24 protein-coding genes and 1 pseudogene are annotated in these 23,226 nt (G+C 67.4%); 19 read left to right on the forward strand and 6 right to left on the reverse strand.

Annotated elements, in window-relative coordinates; all coding sequences use genetic code 11:
* The first annotated feature begins 7 nt into the window (after positions 1-7).
* The 6 genes from ABIA65_RS12430 (at position 8) to ABIA65_RS12455 (ending at position 6,227) form a co-directional block, all read left to right on the forward strand.
* Positions 8-610 (forward strand): TetR/AcrR family transcriptional regulator, encoded by a 603-nt coding sequence (locus ABIA65_RS12430; RefSeq protein WP_354523676.1) that lies wholly within the window; start codon positions 8-10, stop codon positions 608-610.
* Positions 607-1,692 carry a DUF1214 domain-containing protein gene (locus tag ABIA65_RS12435; RefSeq protein ID WP_354523677.1) on the forward strand — a complete coding sequence of 362 codons (1,086 nt, stop codon included), beginning with the start codon at positions 607-609 and terminating at the stop codon, positions 1,690-1,692. Before ABIA65_RS12430 ends, ABIA65_RS12435 begins: the two co-directional genes overlap by 4 nt.
* A complete protein-coding gene (locus ABIA65_RS12440) occupies positions 1,689-2,933 on the forward strand; it encodes a sulfotransferase family protein (RefSeq protein ID WP_354523678.1) in 1,245 nt (414 codons plus the stop codon). The genes ABIA65_RS12435 and ABIA65_RS12440 overlap by 4 nt, the downstream gene beginning before the upstream one ends.
* Positions 2,934-3,002: 69 nt before the next feature.
* The gene (locus ABIA65_RS12445; protein WP_241403030.1) at positions 3,003-3,365 is read left to right on the forward strand and encodes a hypothetical protein; all 363 of its coding nucleotides are present in this window, start codon (positions 3,003-3,005) and stop codon (positions 3,363-3,365) included.
* Positions 3,366-3,501: 136 nt separating this feature from the next.
* The gene (locus ABIA65_RS12450; protein ID WP_354523679.1) at positions 3,502-5,721 is read left to right on the forward strand and encodes a glycoside hydrolase family 183 protein; all 2,220 of its coding nucleotides are present in this window, start codon (positions 3,502-3,504) and stop codon (positions 5,719-5,721) included.
* Between the two features lie 11 nt (positions 5,722-5,732).
* Positions 5,733-6,227 (forward strand): hypothetical protein, encoded by a 495-nt coding sequence (locus ABIA65_RS12455; protein ID WP_241403028.1) that lies wholly within the window; start codon positions 5,733-5,735, stop codon positions 6,225-6,227.
* Positions 6,228-6,231: 4 nt separating this feature from the next.
* Here ABIA65_RS12455 and ABIA65_RS12460 read toward each other — a convergent pair.
* Positions 6,232-6,648 (reverse strand): annotated as a pseudogene (locus ABIA65_RS12460) (NAD(P)H-dependent flavin oxidoreductase); the annotation flags it as partial.
* Positions 6,649-6,821: 173 nt separating this feature from the next.
* Between ABIA65_RS12460 and ABIA65_RS12465 the strand changes: the two are divergent.
* Both ABIA65_RS12465 and ABIA65_RS12470 read left to right on the forward strand, forming a co-directional pair.
* Positions 6,822-8,453 (forward strand): hypothetical protein, encoded by a 1,632-nt coding sequence (locus ABIA65_RS12465; RefSeq protein ID WP_354523680.1) that lies wholly within the window; start codon positions 6,822-6,824, stop codon positions 8,451-8,453.
* Between the two features lie 153 nt (positions 8,454-8,606).
* Complete coding sequence (locus ABIA65_RS12470; protein ID WP_354523681.1) at positions 8,607-9,656, forward strand: cytochrome P450; 1,050 nt, start codon at positions 8,607-8,609, stop codon at positions 9,654-9,656.
* Positions 9,657-9,674: 18 nt separating this feature from the next.
* On the opposite strand, the gene ABIA65_RS12475 is transcribed toward ABIA65_RS12470, so the two are convergent.
* Genes ABIA65_RS12475 through ABIA65_RS12485 form a run of 3 tightly spaced genes read right to left on the reverse strand, consistent with a single transcriptional unit; the run spans position 9,675 to position 11,920 of the window.
* Positions 9,675-10,544 (reverse strand): DKNYY domain-containing protein, encoded by an 870-nt coding sequence (locus tag ABIA65_RS12475; RefSeq protein WP_241403024.1) that lies wholly within the window; start codon positions 10,542-10,544, stop codon positions 9,675-9,677.
* A gap of 57 nt (positions 10,545-10,601) precedes the next feature.
* The gene (locus ABIA65_RS12480) at positions 10,602-10,868 is read right to left on the reverse strand and encodes a hypothetical protein (protein ID WP_354523683.1); all 267 of its coding nucleotides are present in this window, start codon (positions 10,866-10,868) and stop codon (positions 10,602-10,604) included.
* Positions 10,869-10,912: 44 nt separating this feature from the next.
* The gene (locus ABIA65_RS12485; protein WP_354523684.1) at positions 10,913-11,920 is read right to left on the reverse strand and encodes a VWA domain-containing protein; all 1,008 of its coding nucleotides are present in this window, start codon (positions 11,918-11,920) and stop codon (positions 10,913-10,915) included.
* 147 nt (positions 11,921-12,067) lie between these two features.
* Here ABIA65_RS12485 and ABIA65_RS12490 point away from each other — a divergent pair, with 147 nt between their 5' ends.
* The 6 genes from ABIA65_RS12490 to ABIA65_RS12515 all read left to right on the forward strand — a co-directional run bounded on the left by ABIA65_RS12490 (position 12,068) and on the right by ABIA65_RS12515 (position 18,166).
* Complete coding sequence (locus tag ABIA65_RS12490) at positions 12,068-13,225, forward strand: XdhC family protein (RefSeq protein ID WP_354523685.1); 1,158 nt, start codon at positions 12,068-12,070, stop codon at positions 13,223-13,225.
* 104 nt (positions 13,226-13,329) lie between these two features.
* Positions 13,330-15,729 carry a xanthine dehydrogenase family protein molybdopterin-binding subunit gene (locus ABIA65_RS12495; RefSeq protein ID WP_354523686.1) on the forward strand — a complete coding sequence of 800 codons (2,400 nt, stop codon included), beginning with the start codon at positions 13,330-13,332 and terminating at the stop codon, positions 15,727-15,729.
* Positions 15,730-15,731: 2 nt separating this feature from the next.
* Entirely contained in the window at positions 15,732-16,439 is a 708-nt protein-coding gene (locus ABIA65_RS12500; RefSeq protein WP_354523687.1) for an SRPBCC family protein, read from the forward strand.
* A complete protein-coding gene (locus ABIA65_RS12505; RefSeq protein WP_241403016.1) occupies positions 16,436-17,311 on the forward strand; it encodes an FAD binding domain-containing protein in 876 nt (291 codons plus the stop codon). Before ABIA65_RS12500 ends, ABIA65_RS12505 begins: the two co-directional genes overlap by 4 nt.
* Entirely contained in the window at positions 17,304-17,777 is a 474-nt protein-coding gene (locus tag ABIA65_RS12510; protein WP_241403015.1) for a (2Fe-2S)-binding protein, read from the forward strand. Before ABIA65_RS12505 ends, ABIA65_RS12510 begins: the two co-directional genes overlap by 8 nt.
* A 50-nt stretch (positions 17,778-17,827) precedes the next feature.
* Positions 17,828-18,166 (forward strand): DUF732 domain-containing protein, encoded by a 339-nt coding sequence (locus ABIA65_RS12515; protein WP_241403014.1) that lies wholly within the window; start codon positions 17,828-17,830, stop codon positions 18,164-18,166.
* Between the two features lie 30 nt (positions 18,167-18,196).
* Here ABIA65_RS12515 and ABIA65_RS12520 read toward each other — a convergent pair whose 3' ends face one another.
* Positions 18,197-18,631 (reverse strand): YdeI/OmpD-associated family protein, encoded by a 435-nt coding sequence (locus ABIA65_RS12520; protein ID WP_241403013.1) that lies wholly within the window; start codon positions 18,629-18,631, stop codon positions 18,197-18,199.
* 23 nt (positions 18,632-18,654) lie between these two features.
* On the opposite strand from ABIA65_RS12520, the gene ABIA65_RS12525 reads away from it, so the two are divergent.
* Complete coding sequence (locus ABIA65_RS12525) at positions 18,655-19,545, forward strand: NAD(P)-dependent oxidoreductase (protein WP_354523688.1); 891 nt, start codon at positions 18,655-18,657, stop codon at positions 19,543-19,545.
* Here the strand turns inward: ABIA65_RS12525 and ABIA65_RS12530 are convergent.
* Complete coding sequence (locus ABIA65_RS12530; RefSeq protein ID WP_354523689.1) at positions 19,542-20,381, reverse strand: SDR family oxidoreductase; 840 nt, start codon at positions 20,379-20,381, stop codon at positions 19,542-19,544. The two genes, ABIA65_RS12525 and ABIA65_RS12530, sit on opposite strands and share 4 nt — an antisense overlap.
* A gap of 254 nt (positions 20,382-20,635) precedes the next feature.
* Between ABIA65_RS12530 and ABIA65_RS12535 the strand changes: the two genes are divergently transcribed.
* The 4 genes from ABIA65_RS12535 to ABIA65_RS12550 all read left to right on the forward strand — a co-directional run bounded on the left by ABIA65_RS12535 (position 20,636) and on the right by ABIA65_RS12550 (position 23,220).
* A complete protein-coding gene (locus tag ABIA65_RS12535) occupies positions 20,636-20,995 on the forward strand; it encodes an intersectin-EH binding protein Ibp1 (RefSeq protein ID WP_241403010.1) in 360 nt (119 codons plus the stop codon).
* 155 nt (positions 20,996-21,150) lie between these two features.
* Positions 21,151-21,507: an intersectin-EH binding protein Ibp1 gene (locus ABIA65_RS12540; protein ID WP_241405466.1), complete on the forward strand. Its 357-nt coding sequence runs from the start codon at positions 21,151-21,153 to the stop codon at positions 21,505-21,507.
* Between the two features lie 58 nt (positions 21,508-21,565).
* Positions 21,566-21,730, forward strand: a complete 165-nt coding sequence (locus tag ABIA65_RS12545) for a hypothetical protein (RefSeq protein WP_241403009.1) — start codon at positions 21,566-21,568, stop codon at positions 21,728-21,730.
* A gap of 26 nt (positions 21,731-21,756) precedes the next feature.
* Complete coding sequence (locus tag ABIA65_RS12550; RefSeq protein ID WP_241405465.1) at positions 21,757-23,220, forward strand: alpha,alpha-trehalose-phosphate synthase (UDP-forming); 1,464 nt, start codon at positions 21,757-21,759, stop codon at positions 23,218-23,220.
* Positions 23,221-23,226 lie beyond the last annotated feature (6 nt).

Below are 23,226 nucleotides of genomic sequence, written 5' to 3' on the forward strand. Positions count from 1 at the left end.
ATGGCTTATGACGGCGGAACCGGCGCGGGGTAGACCTCGCGATCCCCGCACGCAGAGGGCGATCCTGACGGCTGCCCGAAAGCTGTTGAGCACCAATGGCTACGACCAGATATCGATCGAGTCGATCGCCCGCGAGGCGGACGTCAGCCGCCCCACCGTCTACCGGCGTTGGCCGTCGAAGGCCCACGTCGTGTTCGACGCGGTGTTCGGCTGGGCCGATAACGCCGACGTGCTGGGGGGCTCGGGTGACTTCGACACCGACCTTCGGCGCTTCGTGCACGGCGTGTGCGAGTTCTGGCGTGAGCCGATAGTCGCCAGCGCCACGATGGGCATCCTCGCCGACCGTCACAGCGACCCGGCGCTTTTCATCCGCACCCAGAAACTCCTCGATGAACAGACGCAGCACAAGTTCGCCGAGTTGGTCGGCGCCGGTATCGAGCAGGGCACGGTACGACCCGACGTCGACATCAAGATGCTCTACGACCTGCTCATCGGCACGTCGTTCTACACCATGCAAGTTCAGCACTGCGATGACGTAGACGACGTCGTCGAAAGACTCTGTGCCCTGGTGATGCAGGGGGCGGAGATGAGAGGCGAGGAGAGTCCGTGACCACTGACCAGCAGGCCGGAACCGAACTGTCAGAGGCCTTCTCGGGCCTTCTGGATGAGGTTCGAGAGGTCGAGAAGAAGCTGCTGGCGGCCTACCCGCCGTTGCCCGAAGCAGACCTCCTCGACGGCTACCGCCTCGCTTTCAGCCTGCTCCGGGTGGCAACCGACGCGTTCGTGTGGAACGACAAGGACCGTCCGCGTCTTGTCGACGTCATCGGGCCGTTCCTCAAGTGGGGCGGTGACAACTCCGATGCCTTCTATCAACTCTCGCCACTGGACCCTGCCCGCACCTATCGCGTGCGAGGAAACCGCGGCGACGCCGCGTACCTGTCGATGACGGTCTACGGCGGGCCCGATGATGGCCGCTACAGCGAGCGGATCGTCGGCACCGTCAATGACCACGCCATGGAGTTCGACGCCGACGGGAACTTCGAGTTCATCATGAGCCCGACACATGCGGACGGGCCGGGAATCACGTTGGAACCCGACTCGGTGTTCGCACTGACTCGTGACTATGTGTCCTCCCGCGAGACCGATCGGCGCCCGGTGTGGACCATCGAGGCCCTCGACGCGCCCCAACGCCGCACCGAGGACCGCGCCGACATGGCACGGCGCTTGAAGGCCGCGCGGACGTGGCTTGCCGCGCAACTCGCGTTCATCCCCACGAAGGTGGAGCCGGCCAACGAGATTCACGAGCCTTACCCCGTGCCCACCGTCACGTACGGCTGGGCGGCCGGCGACGCCGCGTACGCCATGGGCGCCTACGAGTTGGGTCACGACGAGGCACTGATCGTCGACGGCACGTCTCCGGAGTGCGTGTTCTGGAACCTGTGCCTGTGGAATCCCTTCCTGCACACCTACGACTTCTCCCGTGAGCGCGTCACCATCAACGGCACGGAGGTGACCTACGAGCCTGACGGCTCCTGGCGGGTCGTGATCAGCGAACGCGACCCCGGACACCCGAACTGGGTGTCGACCGCGGGGCGGTCCAAAGGGCTGATCTGGCTGCGCTGGTTCCTGCCCGAGCAGACCCCGGCACGGCCGGTCTGTCGTGTCGTCAACATCGCCGACGTCGCGTCATGACCGCCGTACGCCCTGCCGCTGTCAGGCTGACAGATCTGGCCAAGCCGGTCTTCCCTGAGGCGTCACTGCCGATGCGTGACGGCCTCGCCGCCTACGGGGCGGCGCTGACCCTGGCACCGGAGTCGTTGCTGCAGACGGCAACCGAGCGCACCGGCCTGAACGAGTGGGGCGATCCGGCGTTCCGTGAGCGGCTCGAGATCCTGTGCGGTTCGCTGCGCGATCACGCCGGGCTCTCGGGTGTGGGTACGGCGATGGCGTTCGAGCAACTGGTGGGCCACCTGGTCAACCGACTTCGGCTGGAGGCACTCGTCGCGGCGCATCCCGAGATCGAGGATGTCGCGATCGAGCGTCCCATCATCATCTGCGGACTCCCCCGAACCGGAACGACCCACCTGCACAACCTCATTGCCTCCGATCCCGCGATCCGGTACATGCCTTACTGGGAGAGCCTCGAGCCGTTCCCCGGCCCCGACGATGTCGACGAGCAGCCGCGCCGGGACCGGTGTGCGGCCGGGCTCGACATCATCGAGGGGTCCATGCCCGAGTTCAAACGGATGCACGAGATGACTGTCGACCACGCGCATGAGGAGATCCAGCTCCTGGGCAACGACATCTCAGGCATGTTGTTCGAGACCATGCACTACCTGCCCGACTACGCCGCGCACTACAAGTCGCACGATCAGAGCGCGTCGTATGCCTACGTCAAGCGGTCGCTGCAGGCCATGCAGTGGCTTCGGGGTGGGCAGCGGTGGGTGCTGAAGTCTCCGCAGCACCTCGAGCAGTTTCCCATTCTGTTCGCGACCTTCCCGGACGCGACGTTCGTGGTGACCCACCGGGATCCCGTCGAGGTCACGATGTCGATGTCGACCATGATCAGCTACGCGCAGCGGATGGCCAGTGATCGTCCCCAGCCTGAGCGCACCGCGCGGTACTGGCTCGACCGCGCCGACGACCTGCTCAACGGCTGCCTTCGCGATCGCGACGTGCTGCCCGCCGCACAGTCGATCGATGTGCGGTTCGAGGACTTCATGGCCGACGAGGAGGGCATCGTCACCGCGATCTATGACCTGGCCGGCCAGCCATACGACGATCGCGCCCGCTCGGCGATGACCCAATTCCGCGACGACCATCCGCGCGGCAGGCACGGCGGTGTCATCTACGAGCCCTCCGATCTGGGTCTCGACCCCGATGAGGTGGCGAACAGGCTGCGCGCCTACCGAGAGCGCTTCGTCGACGCCTGAGGCGCCGCGCGGCACGCCTCACCGAATACCGGGCTCGACGCCGATATGTTCGTCGCGAAGGAGGACGTCGTGGCTGAGGCTGGGTTCTGGGTGGTGTGGGGTCTTCCGAGTACCGGGCGCGAGCGCCAGGCACTGGATCTCCTCAAGGAGACCACGACGGGGTATCTCGAGGGTCTGCGAACATCGGAGCGCATCGAGCGCTTCGACACCGCGATCCTGCGTCCGCAAAGCGCTGAACTGGGCGGATTCTTCCTGATCCAGGGCAGCCGTGAGCAGCTCGAGGCATTGCGGGCCGACCACGACTTCCAGACCTGGGTCACCCAGGTCCAGCTGGTCGCCGACCGGGTGGGCATCGTCGACGCCTGGGTCAACGACGGCCTGGGCGAGGCCATCGCTCTCTACGATGAGGCACTCCAAAAGCTCGATCAGTAACACCCGCGACCTTTGCGACGACAGATAACGGGAGTGAAAGCTGGGGCAATCGGTGCGATTGCCCCTGCCCCCGCGTCAACTGCGCTTCAATCGCTGATGACGGGGAAGGGTTTGCTGGTCGAGCGATAGGACTGCCATGGGTGCCGCAACGTACATCGGCCGGGTGGGCGGGTTAGCCGTCGCGTTGGGCGTCGGAACGGCCCTCATCGCGGGGCATGGCACGGCGCTGGCCGACGACGGCAGCGCCAGCTCCACGTCATCCGCGTCGGACTCCGCGGCAGCCTCGCCAAGCGACTCGACCGCCAGCCAGTCGACGGCCAAGGACACCACGCCCAAGGACTCGACGCCTGCGGCCTCGGACGGCAAGGACTCGAATCCCAAGGACCCGAAGGCCTCGGATCCCGACGACAGGACCCCCGGCCCCGCCGCGTCCGGACAGGTGAGCGCACAGACCAACACCGGGTCGTCGAGCACCAAGAGCACCAGCACCAAGGACCCCGAGGCCGAGCCCGAACCGAAGACGGCGCCCGACCCGAAGACGGCGCCCGAACCGAAGACGGCGCCCGACCCAAAGATCGAGCCCGAGGTGCCCGTCGAGGAGGAACCGGCGCAGGAAACGGCACCGGTGCCGGCCGCGAAGCCCACCCCGTCGGCACCCAAGAACGATTCGGCCACCGCCTCACCCGCGACTGCCGCACCCAAGGCAGCGCCGAAGACCGACCCCCTCGCGGCCGCCAAGACCATCGCCATCAAGACCGCTGCTGCCAAGACTGCCGCAGCCAAGACGGCGGCCGCCACGATCGACACCGTCGCATCAGCGACTGCCGCGACGGAACAGGCGGACACCGAGCAGACGGCGACGCCCGTCGCCACGGCGGCGCGCACCATGACGGCCGAGCAGCCCGCACCCACCCCGCCGCAGAATCCGCTCGACATCGTCCACAACCTGGTGTCCACCGTCGTGAACTGGGTACTGGGACCGGTCGCAGGCACCACACCCACCGCGCCGGCGCAGGCGCCCATCGGGTGGGCGTTGCTCGCCTTCGCCCGGCGCGAGATCGACAACTTCGTCGCCGCGGCGACGGGACACGCACCCGGGACCCCGGCGGTGTCGGCGCAGACCACCAGCCTCCCCATGGCCGACCCGTTCGCCACCGCCGCCGTGGCGCCGGTACCGCCACGTCCTGGCACCCCGGTCCCCGGACAGCAGTTCAGCCCGTCGACGAGCTTCGTCGACTGGGTGACCGGAAACTTCCAGCCCAACAACACGTTCCAGCGCTACGGCATCTGGGGCACCGACGTCGGAGTGATGTGGGACAACGGCATCGCCGACGATCCGACGACGCCCATCAACGAACACCAGGTGCTCATCGCCTTCGGTGACACGTTCGGCGGACCCAATATGACGGGCACCTGGCGGCTGAACACGCTGTTCCGCAGCTCGGACCTGAACCTCGCCGACGGCCTGAGCATCCCCAACGGTGAATGGTTCAACGGCAACATGTTCGGCGGCTCGCCGCTGTGGGAGCCGACCTACGCACGTCAGATCATCCTGCCCGAGCGGCTGCCCGCGGGCCTGCCGGCCGGCGTGACGCTGATCCCGACGGCGGGCATATCGGTACCGACGCCGGGCACCGAGTTCGGCGCCACGCAGTACCTGAGTTTCATGTCGGTCAAGCAGTGGGGTTCCGCGGGCCAGTGGACCACCAACTACTCGGCCATGGCCTACTCCACCGACAATGGCGAGAACTGGTACATCGCACCAACTTCGGTGCGCATGAATGATCCGTACAGCGGTAATGCGAAGTTCCAGCAGGCCGCGTTGGTCCGTCCGGGAGACGGCTACGTCTACGCCTACGGCACGCCGAACGGGCGTCAGGGCGCCGCGTATGTCTCGCGGGTCCTGGAGCAGGACATCCTCGACGTGTCCAAGTACGAGTACTACAGCAAGGGCAGCGCAGGCTTCTTCGGCTTTGGCGCCACGAAGGCCGGCTGGTATCGCAACCCGGCGGCCGCCACTGCCGTGTTCGGTCAGGACAAGGGTGCCTGCGGTGTCGCCAAACCCGGCAATCAGGTCAGCGAGATGTCGGTCCAGTACAACAAGCAACTGGGCAAGTACGTCGTGATGCACGCGGATCAGTTCAACAACATCGTGATTCGGACCTCGGACACGCCACAGGGCACCTGGTCCTCGGCGAAGGTTCTGATGCAGCAGCAGCCCGGCGGCATCTACGCGCCGATGATGCACCCGTGGTCGCCGTCGACGCAGGGCACCGGGACGGAGCTGTACTGGAACATGTCGCTGTGGTCGGAGTACAACGTCATGCTGATGAAGACCGATCTCAGCAAGATCTAGCGGGGTGTCTGATGTGGCGTTGGGCGGCAATCGGTTTCATCGCGGTCACACTGACCGCATCGGCGCCTGCCGCCCTCGCTGATCCAGCGGATCCCGCTGCCCCCACCGAACCACGATCCGGCACGCCCTGCGCCGCCGCGGCCGACGGCGCGATGACGTGGCTGCCCGGCGAGAAGGCACCACTGGTGTGCGCGGGCGATCAGTGGCAGACCGTCACCACGCCCTACCCGTCGAGTGACCGCTGGGTGAGCTACGGACCGGCACTGACGCTGCACGGCGGCGCCCGGCAGAACCCCGCGCTGGAGCCGGGCCGGTGGACCGCCACTCCCCTGGACCCCGACAGCCGTTGCCGCGCCGAACAGGTGTCGGTCACCTACGGAAAGGTCGACGGGCAGGCGCGAGTCGACGAGGGCGAACCCGGCCGCCCGCTGGCACTCGAGGTGATCCCACGGCTACTGACCATCGAGATGAGCGGCGACTGCCTGTGGCAGCGGTCGACCGACTGATTCCTCAGCCCATCCGGGCCCGCGCCGAGTCCAGGGCGTCCTCGATCTCGGCCCAGGTGCGCTTGACGATCTCCGAGACCGGCAGCAGATCGACGATCCGCGACGACACCTGACCGGTGTTGGCGACGCTGGCCTCGAGGTCACCCTCGAAGTACAGATCGGTGACCGCGCCAAGTAGCGACGTGCTAGGCCCATCGGCGAACACCCTGGCGGCCAGACCCGTGTGCAGCACCCGCATCGTCGGATTCCCTGGCAGGTCCAGGAGGATGGTGCCCGCGTCGTCGGCAGCCACGATCGCGCTCTTGAAGTTGTTGTGCACCGCGGATTCCAGGCTCGCCAGCATCCGCGTGCCCATCTGCACGCCCTCAGCTCCCAGGACCAGCGCGGCCGCGGCCGAACGCGCGTCGCACATACCGCCCGCGGACGGTGAGGTGACCCACGATGTGGTGAGCGACATGGTGGCGGTGCTGACCGCATTCTGCGCCCGGTTCTAGGCATCGGTCGGCACAAAATCGGGCAGTCAGGGCTCGGGGTCGTGCCAGCGTGATGTCGCACCGGTCGGGTTTGTCGGTGCCGCCGGTCAGGATGATGTTCATGGGGCAACGTCGCGCGCTACGCCGGATCGGCGATCCGGTGGTGGCGGCCGCACCGGCGGGGGTGCGGGTGCGGACCCGCCTTCACCTGACCGACGCTGAGATCGCAGCGCTGACGGCGATCGGATCGTTTCTGGGATCGGTGTACCGGGCGGAGTTAGCCGCACGGGTCGAGTTGGGCCGTTTGAGCCAAACTGAGCATGCGCGGTGGCGGGCACAGCGTAAACAGGCGGTGACCACTTTGTCGTCGTCGCGGTGGGCGGGGGCGGTCACCCGGGCAGTCGAGGACCAGTACCAGTTAGGCATGCGGGGCTTGAGTGCGCATGTAACCGATTTGGGCTCCGCGGTGGAGGTACTGGAGCATCGGTGCGCCCTGCGGCCCGGTGAGCGGGACGGCGGTCAGCGTGGTTACCGCACGGCCGGTGAGCGGTTCGCCAAGTCTCGGCGGCTGGCAGGGCTGCGGGCGCGCCTGGCGGGCGCGCAGGAGGCACTGGAGGCTGGTCGGCCCTCGCTCGTGGTGGGAGGGAAGCGGTTGTGGCGCAACCGCCACCATCTCGACGAGGCGGGAATGACCAAACAGAAGTGGCGTGCCCGCTGGGACGCGGCGCGAATGTTCTTGACCGTTGACGGGGAATCGGGCAAACCGGGTGGCAATGAGACCATCCGGGTCGATTCGATGGGCAGGTTGCGGATCAAGGTTCCCGCCGCACTGGCCGCCCGGTACGGCAGCCATCTCGACATTGCGGTACCGCTGGTGTTCAACCACCGCCGCGAACAGTGGGCCCAGCGGGTGGCTGCCCGGCGTTCGGTGCGCTACGACATCAGCCATGACCCGGCGAAGGGCCGTTGGTATCTGGACGCGTCCTGGAAAAAGGACACAGCCACACCCGCACCGGCGATCGAGGATCTGCGCTGTGGCCCGGTATTGGGTGTCGATCTGAACGCCGATCACCTAGCGGTCTGCGTGCTCGACGGATCAGGCAACCCTGTCGGAAAACCGATCACGATCCCCGTCGACACTGCCGGACTACGCGCGTCGCGGCGCGACGGGCGGGTCCGCGCAGCAATCACCGCGCTGCTCGATCACGCCCAGGTCACTAACTGCTCGGCGATAGTCATCGAGAACCTCGACTTCTCCGATGCCCGCACCACCGGACGCGAGACCATGGGTCGAGGCAAGCGTGGCAAACGGTTCCGGCGCACCGTGGCCGGAATGCCCACCGCGAGATTCCGGACCCGCCTCACGTCCATGGCGGCCAGGCGTCGCATCGCGATCATCGGCGTGGATCCGGCCTACACCAGCCGATGGGGTGCTCAGCATTGGGCCAAACCGCTTCAACAACAGACTTCCGAACCGGTCACCGGCCACCACGGTGCGGCGACCGCGATCGGCAGACGTGGCCTCGGACAGGCGATCAGGCGACGGCCGGCAGGACCCCGCAACGGACAGAGGACCGTTGCGGGCACACCACCGGACAGGCCCGAACATCAACCGAACCACGTTGGCAGGCACGGCAGTTCCGGCCCACCGCCACGCACACGATGCGCGCCGGTCCACCGGAGAACACCCGCCGCCAGCGGCCAACACCGTTCGGGTCGCAACCGAGCAACACTCACTGCTGCTCGTTTGTAAGGAACGGTACTGCACGCCCAGCAGGGACTGAATTCGATTCGGCACGCTCCCGATTGTGTCCTGCGGGTGTGGTCAACACCACGCCTCCCCAGCGCAACGTCACACCACGTGGAGCGGACAACCCGCCCCGACCAGCGGTAAGAAGAAATGGAGATGACCACTTCCCTCGACCTCCCCACGCTCGACTACCTCGGCGCCACCGACCCGGAGGTCGCGCACCGACGCATCGCCGACGCACGCCGGCGGGCCCCGATCGCCAGGGGCCCGTTCGGTCTCGAGCTGATCGACCACGAGGTCGTCCACAGCGCGCTGGCCGATCCACGCTTCCGGGCGCCGACCGGTCTGAGCGTGCCCCACCCGCGACTGCGCGCCATCCTCGACAAGACCTTCACACCGCACGCCGCGGACCGCCTCCGCGCCGCAGTGTCCGATATCGTCGGCCGCCTCGTCGATCCGCTCGCCGACACCGGCCGGTGCGACGTCGTCGCCGACGTGGCGGCCCCCTACGCGGCGCACGCGGTCTGCGCTGCGCTCGGAGTGAAGCGCGCGGACTGGGATCGCCTCGCCCGCTGGGCTGATGACGTGACCGATATGGAGGCGCTGTACCACTACGTCGATGTGATGGTCGCGCAGCGGTGCGCCCACCTCAGTGACGATCTGCTGTCTGACCTCATCGTCGCCGACATCGACCACGACGGCCTGACGACGGATGAGTTGCGGCGTCTGGTCGCAACGCTGTTGACGTCGGAGGCGAACAGGATGCGCAGTCAGTTGGCCGCATCGGTCGAGGCGCTGTGCGACCAACCTGAGCTGTGGGCGCTGCTCGCCGAGAACGCCGACCTCGCTCCGCAGGCTGTCGAGGAGACGATGCGGCACTCACCGGTCGTGTTCAGTGTGCTGCGGGTGGCCACCGAGGACGTCGACGTCGACGGTATCCACATTCCCGCCGACACCGTGGTGACGGTGAACATCGCTGCTGCCCACCGTGATCCCGATGCGTATGCCGATCCCGGACGGCTCGACATCACCCGTGTGTTCCCACCGTCGACACCGGACCCGGGCCGCACCGCGCTCGCCGAGGCACTGCGAGTGATGGCCCAGCGGATGCCCGCTATCCGGCGGACCGCGACGGCGCCGTGGAAACCGGTCTTCGGAATCTCAGGCCCCACCGCGCTTCACGTCGAGTTTGGCACCGTCCGGTGATGCGAGGCCACCGGATGGCTACGGCGCAAACGAGATCGACGCCGCCGAACAGCCGATGACCTCGCGACCGACGGGGAACGACGCCGGCTCGGCGCCGACGATGGGATCGTCCCGGTAGTACGCCCGGGTCGCGTCGGCCGAACACTCGAAGTCGACGTTGAGCACCCGGAAGCTCGCCGGGGCGGCACCGTCGATGGGCTCGCCCATCCAGTAGACATGTCGGTCGTCGATCGCATATGGCCCATCGAGGACACGGAACGTCGCGACGTCGGCCTCCGGTACGGCGTCGGTGTAGAAGTAGACCCGCTCACCGTCGCTTGAGTGGGCGCCCCGCAGCACGCGGAAGGTGGCGGGATCGGCACCCACGATTGGGGTGCCGTTGACGTGCACGTTACGTGTGTCCCTGCTGAACAGGTAGTCGTCGTCATCGGCGATGACCTCGAAGTTCTGCGGGTCCTCAGACAGCACGCTGCCATCGGTCCAATACACCGATGCGCCGTCGCGCGACATTCCGTCTGGCAGGAATTCGAAGTTCACCGGATCATCGCTGAGAACGCGGTCACGCACGTAGACGTGTGCGGCGTCCCTGGCCATCTGCGGGCGGCCGATCAGTTCGAACGTCTCCGCGTCAGCGCCCGCAAGGACGCCACCGTCGACGTAGACGGTCGACTGGTCGCGGGCGTAGGTGCTGTCAAACACCTCAAAAGTTGCGACGTCGGCACCGTCGATCTGAAAAGCCTTGCCCGGAAACGCGTTCAGGTAGTACACCGTGTCGCCGGCGACGTGGTAGCCAGCGGTGTCGAACAGCGAGTTCGGGGGCCCGTCGCGGCTACAGGCGGCCGTTAACGCCAGAGCGGCGACACACAGCCCGGCGATCACACGGCGCATGCGTCAACCGTACTGGGGAAACCCAGCCGGTTTGTTGGCGCGCCGATATTGCCGAGACTAGCGCCGCAACATGCTCGGGAAGGGCAGCGTCACCTCGGCGCGCTCGAGACGCCGAGCGTCGAACACGAAGCAGGCCAGGCTGGCGATGAAGCTCGACAGGGCCGTCACGAGGACGACCGTGGCGAGAACTATCGCCCCGCCGCTGAACACTGCGAGACCCAAGACGGCACCGATGACCGACACGAACATGAGCAACAGACCCGCCGTTGCGGCGACCTCGGTCATCGGATCGTGGACATCAGAGCTGCTGCGCTTCGTGATCACCGAACCCTGATACCACACCGTTCGAGGGACGAAACCGACGGGATCTACAGGGGCAACCTGCGATTGATCACCAGAGCCGAGATGGCCGCAATCGCGAGCACCAACGCTCCCAGCCGAAGCCAGCCCGTGCTGGCGTCCCCGCGGACGGTTTCGTAACCGATCTGGTCCTGCAGGGTCTTGTAGATCTGGTCGAGCTGCGGTGCGTCCTGCGCCAGGTAGGAGGTACCGCCGGACAGCTGCGCGACCTGCTTCATCGTGGTGTCGTCGACCGGCACCGGTACATCGGCATTGTCGACCTTCACGGTGCCGTCCGGAGTTCCGAACGCGATGGTCGAAATGGGGATGCCCTGATCCTTGGCCGCGCGCGCGGCAGTGAACGCGCCTCGCGGATTGTCGGGGTTTCCCGGGCTGGTCTCCTTGCCGTCGGAGAACAGCACGATGCGGGCGGGGGGCGGCTCGTCACCACCTCCGATGACGGCACCGACGGTCGAGATCGCCTGCAGCGCAGCGAAGATCGCCTCGCCGGTGGCGGTGCGCTCGGCGACCTGCATCTTGTCGATGGCGACCTTGGTCGCCTCGTGGTTGGTGGTCGGCGAGCTGAGCATGGTGGGGTTGGCGGCGAACGAGATCAGGCCGAGGTTCACCCCTGGCGTCAGTTCGTCGGCGAACTTCTTGGCGGCCTCCTGCGCGGCCTTCATCCGGCTCGGCGAGACGTCGGTGGCGTCCATCGAGGTCGACACGTCCATCACCAGCATCACCACGGCGCGGTTGCGGGGAATCTTGCGGTCCAGCGCCGGGCCCGCCATCGCGATGGTGAACATCACGAGGGCGACGGCAACCAGTGCCGGGGGTAGATGGTGCCACCGACTCTGCGGCTTGGGGGCGACACTTCCGATCATCTCGCTGTCGGCGAACCGCGCGAGGCGGGCCTTCCTGCTGCGCTGAATCCAGAAGTACAGAAAGACCAGACCGGCGACCACGAACAGGAACAGAAAGAACCAGATGTGCGTGAAGCCCGACAGCGGCAATGGCCCCAACACGGGCAGATTCACGGGCAGTTCCCTTCGATAACGACACAATCCCAACCCGAGAGTACAAAGGTTCGCCGGACACGCCCGGCACGCGGGACCGTGGGCGCGTGCTGAGCAGTCGCTCAGGCCATCAGGCGCCGGCGTCGCCCCCGGACATACACTTCTGCTGTGCGCGACGTGATGGACGAAGTGCTGGCGGTCTGGCGAAACGGCGGCACGGCGGGCGTGGCCACCGTTGTGCGCACCATCAAGTCCGCCCCCCGGACGGCCGGCGCGGCGATGGTGGTCGCGCCCGACGGCACCGTGGCGGGCTCGGTCTCGGGCGGTTGCGTCGAGGCCGCCGTCTACGAACTGGCCGGCGAAGTGGCCCGGAACGGGTATCCGCAGTTCCAGCGCTACGGCATCACCGACGATGACGCGTTCGCCGTGGGACTGACGTGCGGCGGCATCATCGACATCTTCGCCGAGCCGGTCTCACGCTCAACGTTCCCCCAACTCGAGGCGATCGCCGACGATATCGCGGCACACCGGCCCACGGCCGTGGCCACCGTGATCACACACCCGGACCCGCAGCGGGTCGGCCGCAGGCTGGTGATCGGCGAGAGCACGGTCGACGGCACGCTCGGGTCTGCGCGTGCTGACGCCGCTGTCGCCGACGATGCCCGCGGCCTCCTCGGCGCTGGCCGCACCGACGTGCTGACCTACGGTCCCGACGGAGAGCGTCAGGGCGAGGGCATGGAGGTGTTCGTCGCCAGCCATGCCCCGCGGCCCCGGATGCTGGTGTTCGGGGCGATTGACTTCGCGGCGGCACTGACCCGACAGGCGGCGCTGCTCGGCTACCGGATCACGGTGTGTGACGCCCGGCCGGTCTTCGCCACACCTGCGCGCTTCCCTGCCGCCGATGAGGTCGTCGTCGACTGGCCGGACCGCTACCTGCGCGGCCAGGTCGCCGCGGGGACACTCGACGAACGCACCGCCATCTGCGTGCTCACCCACGATCCGAAGTTCGACGTCCCCGTGCTTGAGGTGGCGCTGCGGTTGTCGAAGGTCGGCTATGTGGGCGCCATGGGTTCGCGGCCGACGCATCTCGACCGGCTCGCGCGCCTACGGGAGGCGGGCCTGACCGAGTCCCAGTTGGACCGGCTGTCCAGCCCCATCGGCCTGGATCTGGGCGCGCGCACGCCCGAGGAGACCGCGGTGTCGATCATCGGCGAGATCATCGCGCGCCGATGGGGCGGTGGTGGCCGGCCGCTTACCGAGATCGATGGCCGGATTCACCACGAGGCATCCAGAACTGCCGCAAACACCGGGCTCGACATGCGGTAACGCCACTCTCCCTTTTTGGAATCGTCCTTCTCTTGTACGATAATCAAACTTGCCGAGAATGTGACGGCCGACACTTACACGCGAAAGCTCGAGGGAGTGCAGACGTGACTTCAACCGCCTCTTCATCAGCTACTTCAACAGCTGAGGGGCCTGTCGCGACCCGCTACTCGGGGACCCGGGTCCCGCGGGTCGAGGACACCCGCCTGCTGACCGGCAAGGGCACCTTCGTCGACGACGTCTCGCGGCCGGGGATGCTGCACGCCTGCTTCGTGCGCAGCCCCTTCGCACGAGCCACCATCAGGGGTATCGACGCGGCGGCGGCGCTGGCCCTGCCGGGCGTGCACGCCGTGTTCACCGCGCAGGACATCAACCCCGCGGTGAAGGAGGCCTGGCACGCCGTCGCAGGCAAGGACGTCCCCGACACACCCCGGCCGCCCCTGGCTGAGGGCGAGGTGAAGTTCGTCGGCGACCCGGTCGCCCTCGTCATCGCCGACAGCCGCTACGTCGCCGAGGACGCCGTCGACCTCGTCGACGTCGACTACGAGCCGCTGCCTGCGATCGCTGACTTCCGCAAAGCCGTGGGGGGCGCCGAGGCGGGTATCCCCGTCGTGCACGACGCCTACCCCGACAACGTCGCGGGAGGTATGGCGGGTATGCCGCCCGACGAGGAGGTCTTCGCCAACGCCGCGCACGTCGTCACCGAGCACATCTATCAGCAGATGTACGTCCCGGTGCCCATGGAGACCCGCGGCATGGTGGCCGAATGGACCTCGGCCACAGATGAACTCACCATCTGGGCATCCACCCAGACACCGCATGAGTTGCGTGCGTTCTCGGCCCGCCTGCTGGGCATCCCCGCCCAGGGCGTGCGGGTCATCATGCGTGACACCGGCGGCGCGTTCGGCCAGAAGGTCGTGCCGATGCGCGAGGACATGTGCATTCTGCTGGCCGCACGCAAGGTTTGCGCCGCGACGTCGAACGCGCGATCAGGCACCGCGTTGAAGTGGATCGAGGACAGGCGCGAGAACCTGATGTCGGCCGGCCAGTCCCGCCATGTCGACGGCACAGTGCGGATGGCCTTCGACGCCGACGGCAGGATCCTGGCCGCCGATATCGACTTCGTCCAGGACGTCGGGTCCTACCCGACGCCGTACCCGGTGCTGACCACGGCGGCCATCGGCATGTTCTTCCCCGGTCCTTACCGGGTGCCGAAGGCCAGCTTCAACTACAAGACGGTGTTCTCCAACACTCCGGGACTGCACGCCTACCGCGGCCCGTGGCAGTACGAGACCCTCACGCGCGAGATCCTTCTCGACTGCGCGGCCCGCAAGATGGGCATGGATCCCCTCGAGCTTCGGCGCATCAACATCCTGCGCGGCGACGAGATGCCGTTCTTCAATCCCAACGGCATGCCCTATGACAACGTCGCACCGTCGGACACGCTCGAGCAGGCGGTCAAGATCCTCGACCACGAGGGCTTCCGCAAGGAGCAGGCCGAGGCCCTGGCGCAGGGCCGCTACCTCGGGCTGGGCTTCTCCGCCTACATCGAGCCGACGGGCGCCGCGACGGGCAACCTCGCCACCGAGGGCGCCACCATCCGGATGGAGTCCACCGGCAAGGTCAACGTCTACGTCAACGGCGGATCCAGCGGTAACAGCATCGAGACCACCGTCGTACAGCTCACCGCGGATGCGTTGGGCGCCAACATCGATGACGTCGCCACCATCCAGGGGGACACCGCGGTCACGCCGTACGGCGCGGGCACCCAGGGCAGCCGCAGCGCGCCGATGACGGCGGGTGCGGTCAACGAGGCGGGCACCATCCTGCGCAATCAGATCATCGCGATCGCGGCCCAGATTCTCGGCGCCGACCCGACCGCCATAGTGCTCGCGAACTCGCAGGCGAGCGTCCGCGACGATCCGGAGAAGAGCGCGAGCTTCGCCGACATCGCCTACCGCTCGTACTACGAACCCGGCCAACTCGGCGGCGTGTCACCCACTTTGGAGGCGACGGCGCGGTTCAACTCCCAGGCGATGATCCACTGGGCCAACGCCACTCACGCATGCACGTGCGAGGTGGACGTGACGACCGGGCACGTGACGCTGACCCGCTACATCGTCAGTGAGGACGTCGGACCGATGATCAACCCGAACGTCGTCGAGGGTCAGGTCGCGGGCGGAACCGTGCAGGGCATCGGTGGCGCGCTGCTCGAACACCTCGCCTACGACGACGCGGGCAACCCGGTGGCCTCCACGTTCGTCGACTACCTGCTGCCGACGGCCACCGAGGTGCCGCCCATCGAGTTCGGCCACGTCGAGATACCCGGCCCTGGCATCGGCGGATACAAGGGCGCGGGCGAGGGCGGCGCCATCGGATCACCGCCCGCGGTCATCAACGCCATCAACGACGCACTCGCACCGCTGGGCGTCACGGTCACGCAACTTCCCGCAAGCCCAGCCACGATCGTCGACCTCATCGACCAAGCAGCCCGAAAGGACCACTAACCGTGGAACTGAACAACGAGTTCCGAGTCGCGGTCCCCGCCGCGAAGACCTGGGAGTTCATCACCGACGTCGAGCGCGTCGCGCCCTGCCTGCCCGGCGCCACCCTGTTGTCGGTCGACGGCGACGACTTCACCGGCGCCGTCAAGGTGAAGGTCGGCCCGATCACGGTGTCCTACAAGGGTGTTGCGTCATTCCAGGAGAAGGACGCCACCGCGCAGCGGATCGTGCTCAAGGCCGAGGGCAAGGAGACGCGTGGCAACGGCACCGCCGCGGCACTCGTCACCGCCCAGCTCAAGGATGAGGGCGACGCAACCCATGTGGCGATCACCACCGATCTGGCGATCTCGGGCAAGGCCGCCCAGTTCGGCCGCGGCGTGCTGGCCGACGTCTCGGGCAACCTGATCGCACAGTTCGCCAAGAGCCTTGAGGCCGAGCTGCTCGGCGGCGCGGCACCCGATCCTGCGGCATCGCAGAACGGTTCCTCAGCACCCCGGGCCGCGGCCGCACCGCAGGCCGGTGCCGGCGACTCCGTCGATCTGCTCAAGGTTGTCGCCCTGCCGGTCGCCAAGCGATTCGGCCCTCTGTTGGCCGCGGCCGCGGCGGCAGGCGCCCTCGGCTACCTCGTCGGCCGGCGCAGGCGCCGAGCCGCATCTGGAGCCGGTGTGCTCGCCGACGATCTGCAGGCCGCCCTGTTGCGGCTGCTGTCATGAAGGCCGCCCCGTTCGCCTATCACAGGGCCGACAGCGTCGACGGTGCAGTGAAACTGCTCGCGGAGTACGGCGACGAGGCCAAGATTCTGGCTGGCGGCCAGAGCCTGGTGGCCATGCTCGCCATGCGTCTCACCCACTTCGAGAACCTGGTCGACATCTCGCGGGTTGAGGAACTGCGCAGCATCGACCTCATAGGTGACGAGGTGCGCATCGGTGCAGCCACCCCGCACGCGTTCGTCGGCATGGACGACGAGGTCGCCGACTCAGTGCCCCTGCTGACGCTGGCCACCCCCCACATCGGACACTTCCAGATCCGGACCAGGGGCACGCTCGGCGGCGCCATCGCACACGCCGACCCCGCCAGCGAGTACGCAGCGGTGGCGCTGACGCTCGATGCCACGATCGAGGCGGCCTCATCGCGCGGGTCCCGTGAGATCCCGGCAGCAGAGTTCTTCACCGGCCTGTGGGAGACGTCGCTGGCCGCCGACGAGGTTCTCACCGCGGTGCGCTTCCCGGTGTGGTCGGGCCGCTGCGGGTTCGCCGTACACGAGTACGCCCGGCGCCACGGCGACTTCGCCATCGCGGGCGCGACGGTCGCCGTGCAACTCGACGACGACGACCGCGTCACCCGCTGCGGTGTCGGACTGCTCGGGCTGGGCTCGACCCCCGAGCGCGGCACACCGGCCGAGGAGGCGGTGCTCGGCCGGCCGGCGAGCGATCTGCACGCCGATGAGATCGGTGCGCTGGCAATGTCGGGGCTGCACGCCGTCCCGAAGGACCTGCAGGGGTCCGTGTCCTATCGCACGCGCGTCGGCGCCGCGATGGTGGCACGCGCCTGGACGGACGCGATCACGGAGGCACTCGATGCATGAACTTCCAGTCCAGGTGTCGGTCAATGGCCGCCCCTACGGTGGCACGGTCGAACCGCGCGTCACGCTCGCGGACTATCTGCGCGAGAACTGCGGTCTGACGGGCACGCATCTCGGCTGTGAGCACGGGGCGTGCGGGGCCTGCACGGTGCTGCTCGACGGTCAGGCCGTGCGGTCATGCCTCATCTTCGCGGTCCAGGTGGATGGGCAGGAGGTGACCACGGTCGAGGGCATGGCCTCCGCCGATGGCGAGTTGTCCCCTGTGCAGGCGGCGCTGCGGGCCTGCCACGGACTGCAGTGCGGGTTCTGCACGCCAGGCTTTGTCACGTCGATCACGGCGTTGCTGGCCGACAATCCTGCGCCCACCGAGGAGGAGATCCGCGAGGGCCTGTCGGGAAACTTCTGCCGGTGTACGGGTTATCAGGGCATTGTCAACGCGGTACATCAGGTCGCCCAAGCCCACACCTGACCTTTGCTGGCGTACCCTGGCCGCTGGACTGACACGCGACAGGGAGACAGATGAGAAGCAAACACGTCGCCGCCGCGCTGCTCGTCGCGGCCGGTGCGGCCACCGGGTGGGCCGTCCCCGCCGTCGCCGAACCCGGCCCCGGTACGGACAACGACAAGCAGATCGACGAGCTGTTCATCGATGCGGTCCGCGATAAGCGGCTGCCCATCACGTCGAAGGCCGATGCGATCGACCTCGCGCACTCGACCTGCGATGTGCTCGGCCGCGGCGGTTCGGTCGAGACGGCGCTACTACACGTCAAGAACGCCACCGAGTGGACCAAGGTCGACGACCTCGCGACGTTCGGCAGCCTCGCGGTGCAGGCGTATTGCCCCGGCTCCGCACCCTGATAGCCGGCACCCGGATAGTCGCCGAAGCGCTCAGCCCGCGAGCTTGGTGACCACCGCGGCGATCCGACGTGCCCGGGTCTGTTCCGCCTTGGCCCCCAGGACCGACGTCACGTGTGCCTTCTGATTGCTGTAGGACAGCGCCGCCCACGCGGCCGCCGCACCGGGTGATGCGTCCAGGGCTGCCCGAAGATCGTCGGGCACCTCCACAATGCGCGGCGCGGTGTCGACCACCAACTCGACATCGATAGCGTCTCCTCCACCGATGCCCGACTCCCGTCTGCGCTCAGCGCTGAACGGGATCAGGAACCTGCCGCCCATCGGCGCGACGGTCGAGCGGTACCGGTACCCGTTCACGTCCACCACGACAGGCGGCCGCTTACCCGCGCCGAGCGCCTCCACGACGTCGGCGGGCACCTCGATGCCGGTGTTGTTGCCGTCGATGAACATCGTCGTCGAGAACCTCACGCTCCCAGAGTAGAAGTGGAGCCATGGACATGGGATTCATCGGGTTGGGCAACATGGGCGCGGCGATGGCGGAGAACCTGCTGACGGCCGGTCACTCCGTCACTGCGCACAACCGCAGCAGGGCCAAGGTCGACGCGTTGGTTGCCGTTGGCGCACGGCCGGCTCACACCGTCGCCGAGGCCTGTCGCGGTGACGCCGTGATCTCGATGCTCGCCAACGATGAGGCGGTCGAGGCCGTCACGTTCGGCGACAGCGGCATCCTCTCCTTGCTGCGCCCCGGGGCCGTGCACGTCTCGTGCTCGACGATCAGCGTCGACCTCGCCAAGCGCCTGACCGAGGCGCACGCCGAGGCGGGTCAGCGATTTGTCTCCGCACCGGTCTTCGGCCGCCCCGAGGCCGCGGCCGCCCGCAAGCTGTTCATCGTCGCCGCCGGTGAAGCCGAACTGCTACAGACCCTTTCACCCGTGTTCGACGCGCTCGGGCAGCGCACCTTCGTCGTCGCCGAGCAGCCGAGCACCGCGAACCTGGTGAAGCTGTCCGGCAACTTCCTTATCGCGTCGGTCATTGAGTCGCTCGGCGAGGCGATGGCACTGATCGGCAAGGCCGGTGTCGACAAGCAGACCTACGTGGAGATCCTCACCTCGACACTGTTCGGCGCACCGGCGTATCAGGTCTACGGCGGCTTGATCGCCCGCGAGGAGTTCGAGCCCGCCGGGTTCGCCGCCACGCTCGGACTCAAGGACGTCCGACTGGTGCTGGAGGCCGGGGAGGACCTGCAGGTGCCGCTGCCGATCGCCAGCCTGCTGCGCGATCGCTTCCTGACCCTGCTGGCCAACGGAGGCGGCGCGCTGGACTGGTCCGCGGTGGGCGCCCTGTCGGCCTGGGAGGCGGGCGGCGCCAGCCCGATGCGTTAGGAGACCACGCCGCGCAGGCCGTCTGCACCAAAGACCGGTTCGAGCATCGACGACATGTCCGGGCCGCGCCGCAGGCAGTGCCCACCATCGACGTTGAGCACCTGTCCCGTGATCCACGCAGCCGCGTCACTGAGCAGGAATACAGCCGTACCGGCGATGTCGGTGACCTCACCCGGGCGCGGTAGCGGCGTGCAGGCCGCGTAGTCGGCGCTGATCTCCGGCGAATCCAGAATGGGCGCAACCATGTCCGTCCGGATCAGGCCGGGACGGATGCCGTTGACCCGCACCCAGGACGCACCGAGTTCGTCGGCCGCCAGCATCATCAGGTTGTCGACGGCCGCCTTGCTGGGACCGTAGGACGCGAACCAGCGGTGGGTGTTGCTCGATGCGATTGACGAGATGCCGACGAACGAGCCGCCGCCACCGCGGACCATCTCCCGCGCGCTGTGCTTGAGCACGTACATCGTGCCGTTGACGTTGAGATCCACGGTTTGACGCCAGCCCTCGGAGTCCACCTGTGTGATGGGCCCGATGGTCAGTGACCCGCCTGCGCAGTGCACGACACCGTTGAGCCGACCGTGCCACGCGGTCGCCGCCGCGACAGCCCGGGCCACCTCGTCCTCGTTGGTCACGTCGGCGGGCTCGTATCGCGCCGTGCCGCTGCCGTCGACGGACGCGGCGTTGATCTCGTCGGCTGCGGCGGCCAGGCGGTCGGCGTTGCGCCCGACGAGCATGACGTCACCGCCCGCGGCCACGACCTCGGCTGCCACGCCCTTGCCGATCCCACTGCCGCCGCCCGTAACCAGAAACGTCCGATCCGCCAACGAAATCTGCACCGCTGTCCTCCGCATCAATTCGGGTTAGTCCATCCGTGCCAACAAAACTGAAACACGTTCTCGTCATCGAACCACGGCGGGTGACCGGTGCATAGGCGCGCCGCTGCCATCACTTGGCCAGCAACGCCACAGTGGCCTGTCAGCGCACTCACAGAAATGGCACATACGCACCACTTTTGTCGAACTTCAGCCGATGAAAAGGGGTTCGTCAGCGTATCGTTTTTGGCAGTACCTCAACGACAGGAAGCACGACGATGGCGAGCCTTGAGATCTCAGCACGACGAATGGTCCTCGCAGCGGGATTCGCTGTGGCGGTAGCGGCAACACCCGTGCTTGTCGCCCTCTCGGCACCCTCCGTCGCGGCACCGTCTGTTGCGGACTGCCCCAACGGGGAGTCCACCGACACCTTCACCGGAGTGTGCACCCCCGATCTGGTGCCCAACTCGCCGGAATTCGGCACGACCGCACCCGCCGGCGGCCTTCCCGAGATCAATGGCATCCCTTGCACTGGCGCCAATTCCGGCCAGTGCATCGGCCTGTCCGAGGACGCGCCACAGTACGTTCCTCCGACGTCCTCAGTGGGCAGCAGCCCGACCGTTCACGGCGTCTCCTAGCCCTCTACAGACGGGCCTGGAGCCTCGTCGCAACCTCACGCTGGCCGTACCTCACGCGCTGTGTGATCAGGGAACTCGAAGAAGTTGTGCAGATTCCTTTCAGTTTCCATAGAATCCACTCCACGGCTCGGTCAATTACGGAAGAAAGCGTGACGATGGCGATCTTGGAGATCTCAGCTCGACGACTGATCATTGCGGGTGGATTCGCGCTCGCGGTCGCCGCGGCTCCCGCGGTTGCCGCGTTCGCCGGGCCCTCGACGGACCCGGCCGCGCCGATGGCCTGCTCCGGTGGTGAGGAGCCCGATCAGTTCACCGGTGTCTGCGTGCCGCACACCGTGCCGAGTTCCCCCTTCGGCAGCATCGCCGGCAACCCCGACATCCCGGAGATCGACGGTATCCCGTGCACCGGCGCCAACAGCGGCCAGTGCATCGGCCTGGCCGAGGACGCCCCGCAGTACGTGCCTCCCACGTCGTCGGTGGGCAGCAGCCCGACCGTCCACGGCGTCTCCTAATTCACGGTCGAACTCCGGCGAATCGTCTAGTCGCCCGGAGTTCGCCTAGAATTGCGTCATGGCAGCTAAATCTGATCCGGCCGAACTCGGCGACGTGGAGCCCTTGGCCGACAGCACCGCCCGTCAGGCCAGGCGAGTTGTCGCTGCGTACGCCACCGATGCTGACGAGTGCCGCGTCTTCCTGTCGATGCTGGGTATCGGGCCGGCAAAGCAAGACGCGTAGTGACCTCAGGAGACGGCGACTCCGAGATCCCCGCTAGCACTGGGGATATCGGGGACGCCGACTTCGTGGTGGTCGCCAACCGGCTGCCGATCGACATGGAGCGGCTTCCCGACGGCACCACAACGTACAAACGCAGCCCCGGAGGGCTGGTCACCGCGCTGGAACCGCTCTTGCGGCGGCGGCGCGGGGCCTGGATCGGCTGGCCTGGCATCACCGACGGTGATGAGGAACCCATCGTCGAGGACGACCTGACGATGCTGCCGGTGCGGTTGTCGGCAGACGACGTCGCCGAGTACTACGAGGGCTTCTCCAACGCCACCCTGTGGCCGCTCTATCACGACGTCATCGTCAAACCGATCTACCACCGTCGCTGGTGGGACACCTACGTCGCCGTGAACCGGCGCTTCGCCGAGGCGACGGCGAAGACCGCCGCCCAGGGCGCGACCGTGTGGATCCAGGACTATCAGCTGCAGCTGGTCCCGAAGATGCTGCGAATGCTGCGTCCCGACCTCACCATCGGCTTCTTCCTGCACATCCCGTTCCCGCCCATCGAACTGTTCATGCAGATGCCGTGGCGCACGGAGATCATCGACGGTCTGCTCGGCGCGGACCTGGTCGGATTCCACCTGCCCGGCGGCGCCCAGAACTTCATGTACCTGGCGCGCCGGCTCACCGGTGCACAGACCTCGCGAGCCAGCGTCGGCGTGCGATCTCGGCTTGGTGAGGTCCAGGTGGGCTTCCGCACGGTGAAGGTCGGCGCATTCCCCATCTCCATCGACTCCGCCGAACTCGACGGCAAGGCCCGCGACAGGCGGGTCCGGCAGCGGGCCCGCGAGATCCGCGCCGAACTCGGCAATCCGCGCAAGGTGCTCCTCGGCGTCGACCGGCTGGACTACACCAAGGGCATCAACGTGCGCCTCGAGGCGCTCACCGAGTTGTTCGAGGAGGGTCGGGCCAACCGCGACGACACCGTTCTGGTGCAGTTGGCCACGCCCAGCCGCGAACGCGTCGAGAGCTACATCGCGATGCGCGAGGACATCGAGCGTCAGGTCGGCCACATCAACGGCGAGTACGGACGAGTGGGGCACCCGGTGGTGCACTACCTGCACAAGCCGGTGCCGCGGGAGGAACTGATCGCGTTCTTCGTCGCCGCCGACGTCATGCTCGTCACTCCGCTACGCGATGGCATGAACCTGGTTGCCAAGGAGTACGTGGCCTGCCGCAGCGATCTGGGTGGCGCATTGGTGCTCAGCGAGTTCACCGGGGCCGCAGCCGAGCTCAGGCAGGCCTACCTGACCAATCCGCACCATTTGGACGGCGTGAAGGACTCCATCGAGGCGGCCCTGAACCAGGACCCCGAGGAGGGCCGTCGCCGGATGCGTGCGATGCGCCGACAGGTGCTCGCACACGATGTGGACCGGTGGGCTAGGGCTTTTCTCGATGCACTCGCCGACACGCACGACGACAGATCCTCAAGCGCGGACGCCTGATCGGGG

It is taken from the genome of Mycolicibacterium sp. 624, from assembly GCF_040548615.1.
Lineage (GTDB): Bacteria > Actinomycetota > Actinomycetes > Mycobacteriales > Mycobacteriaceae > Mycobacterium.

Coding starts and splice junctions, on each gene's coding strand:
- ABIA65_RS12430 (WP_354523676.1), top strand. CDS start 8: ATGACGGCGGAACCGGCGCGGGGTAGACCTCGCGATCCCCGCACGCAG.
- ABIA65_RS12440 (WP_354523678.1), top strand. CDS start 1,689: ATGACCGCCGTACGCCCTGCCGCTGTCAGGCTGACAGATCTGGCCAAG.
- ABIA65_RS12450 (WP_354523679.1), top strand. CDS start 3,502: ATGGGTGCCGCAACGTACATCGGCCGGGTGGGCGGGTTAGCCGTCGCG.
- ABIA65_RS12455 (WP_241403028.1), top strand. CDS start 5,733: ATGTGGCGTTGGGCGGCAATCGGTTTCATCGCGGTCACACTGACCGCA.
- ABIA65_RS12465 (WP_354523680.1), top strand. CDS start 6,822: ATGGGGCAACGTCGCGCGCTACGCCGGATCGGCGATCCGGTGGTGGCG.
- ABIA65_RS12470 (WP_354523681.1), top strand. CDS start 8,607: ATGACCACTTCCCTCGACCTCCCCACGCTCGACTACCTCGGCGCCACC.
- ABIA65_RS12475 (WP_241403024.1), bottom strand. CDS start 10,544: ATGCGCCGTGTGATCGCCGGGCTGTGTGTCGCCGCTCTGGCGTTAACG.
- ABIA65_RS12505 (WP_241403016.1), top strand. CDS start 16,436: ATGAAGGCCGCCCCGTTCGCCTATCACAGGGCCGACAGCGTCGACGGT.
- ABIA65_RS12510 (WP_241403015.1), top strand. CDS start 17,304: ATGCATGAACTTCCAGTCCAGGTGTCGGTCAATGGCCGCCCCTACGGT.
- ABIA65_RS12515 (WP_241403014.1), top strand. CDS start 17,828: ATGAGAAGCAAACACGTCGCCGCCGCGCTGCTCGTCGCGGCCGGTGCG.
- ABIA65_RS12525 (WP_354523688.1), top strand. CDS start 18,655: ATGGACATGGGATTCATCGGGTTGGGCAACATGGGCGCGGCGATGGCG.
- ABIA65_RS12535 (WP_241403010.1), top strand. CDS start 20,636: ATGGCGAGCCTTGAGATCTCAGCACGACGAATGGTCCTCGCAGCGGGA.
- ABIA65_RS12540 (WP_241405466.1), top strand. CDS start 21,151: ATGGCGATCTTGGAGATCTCAGCTCGACGACTGATCATTGCGGGTGGA.
- ABIA65_RS12545 (WP_241403009.1), top strand. CDS start 21,566: ATGGCAGCTAAATCTGATCCGGCCGAACTCGGCGACGTGGAGCCCTTG.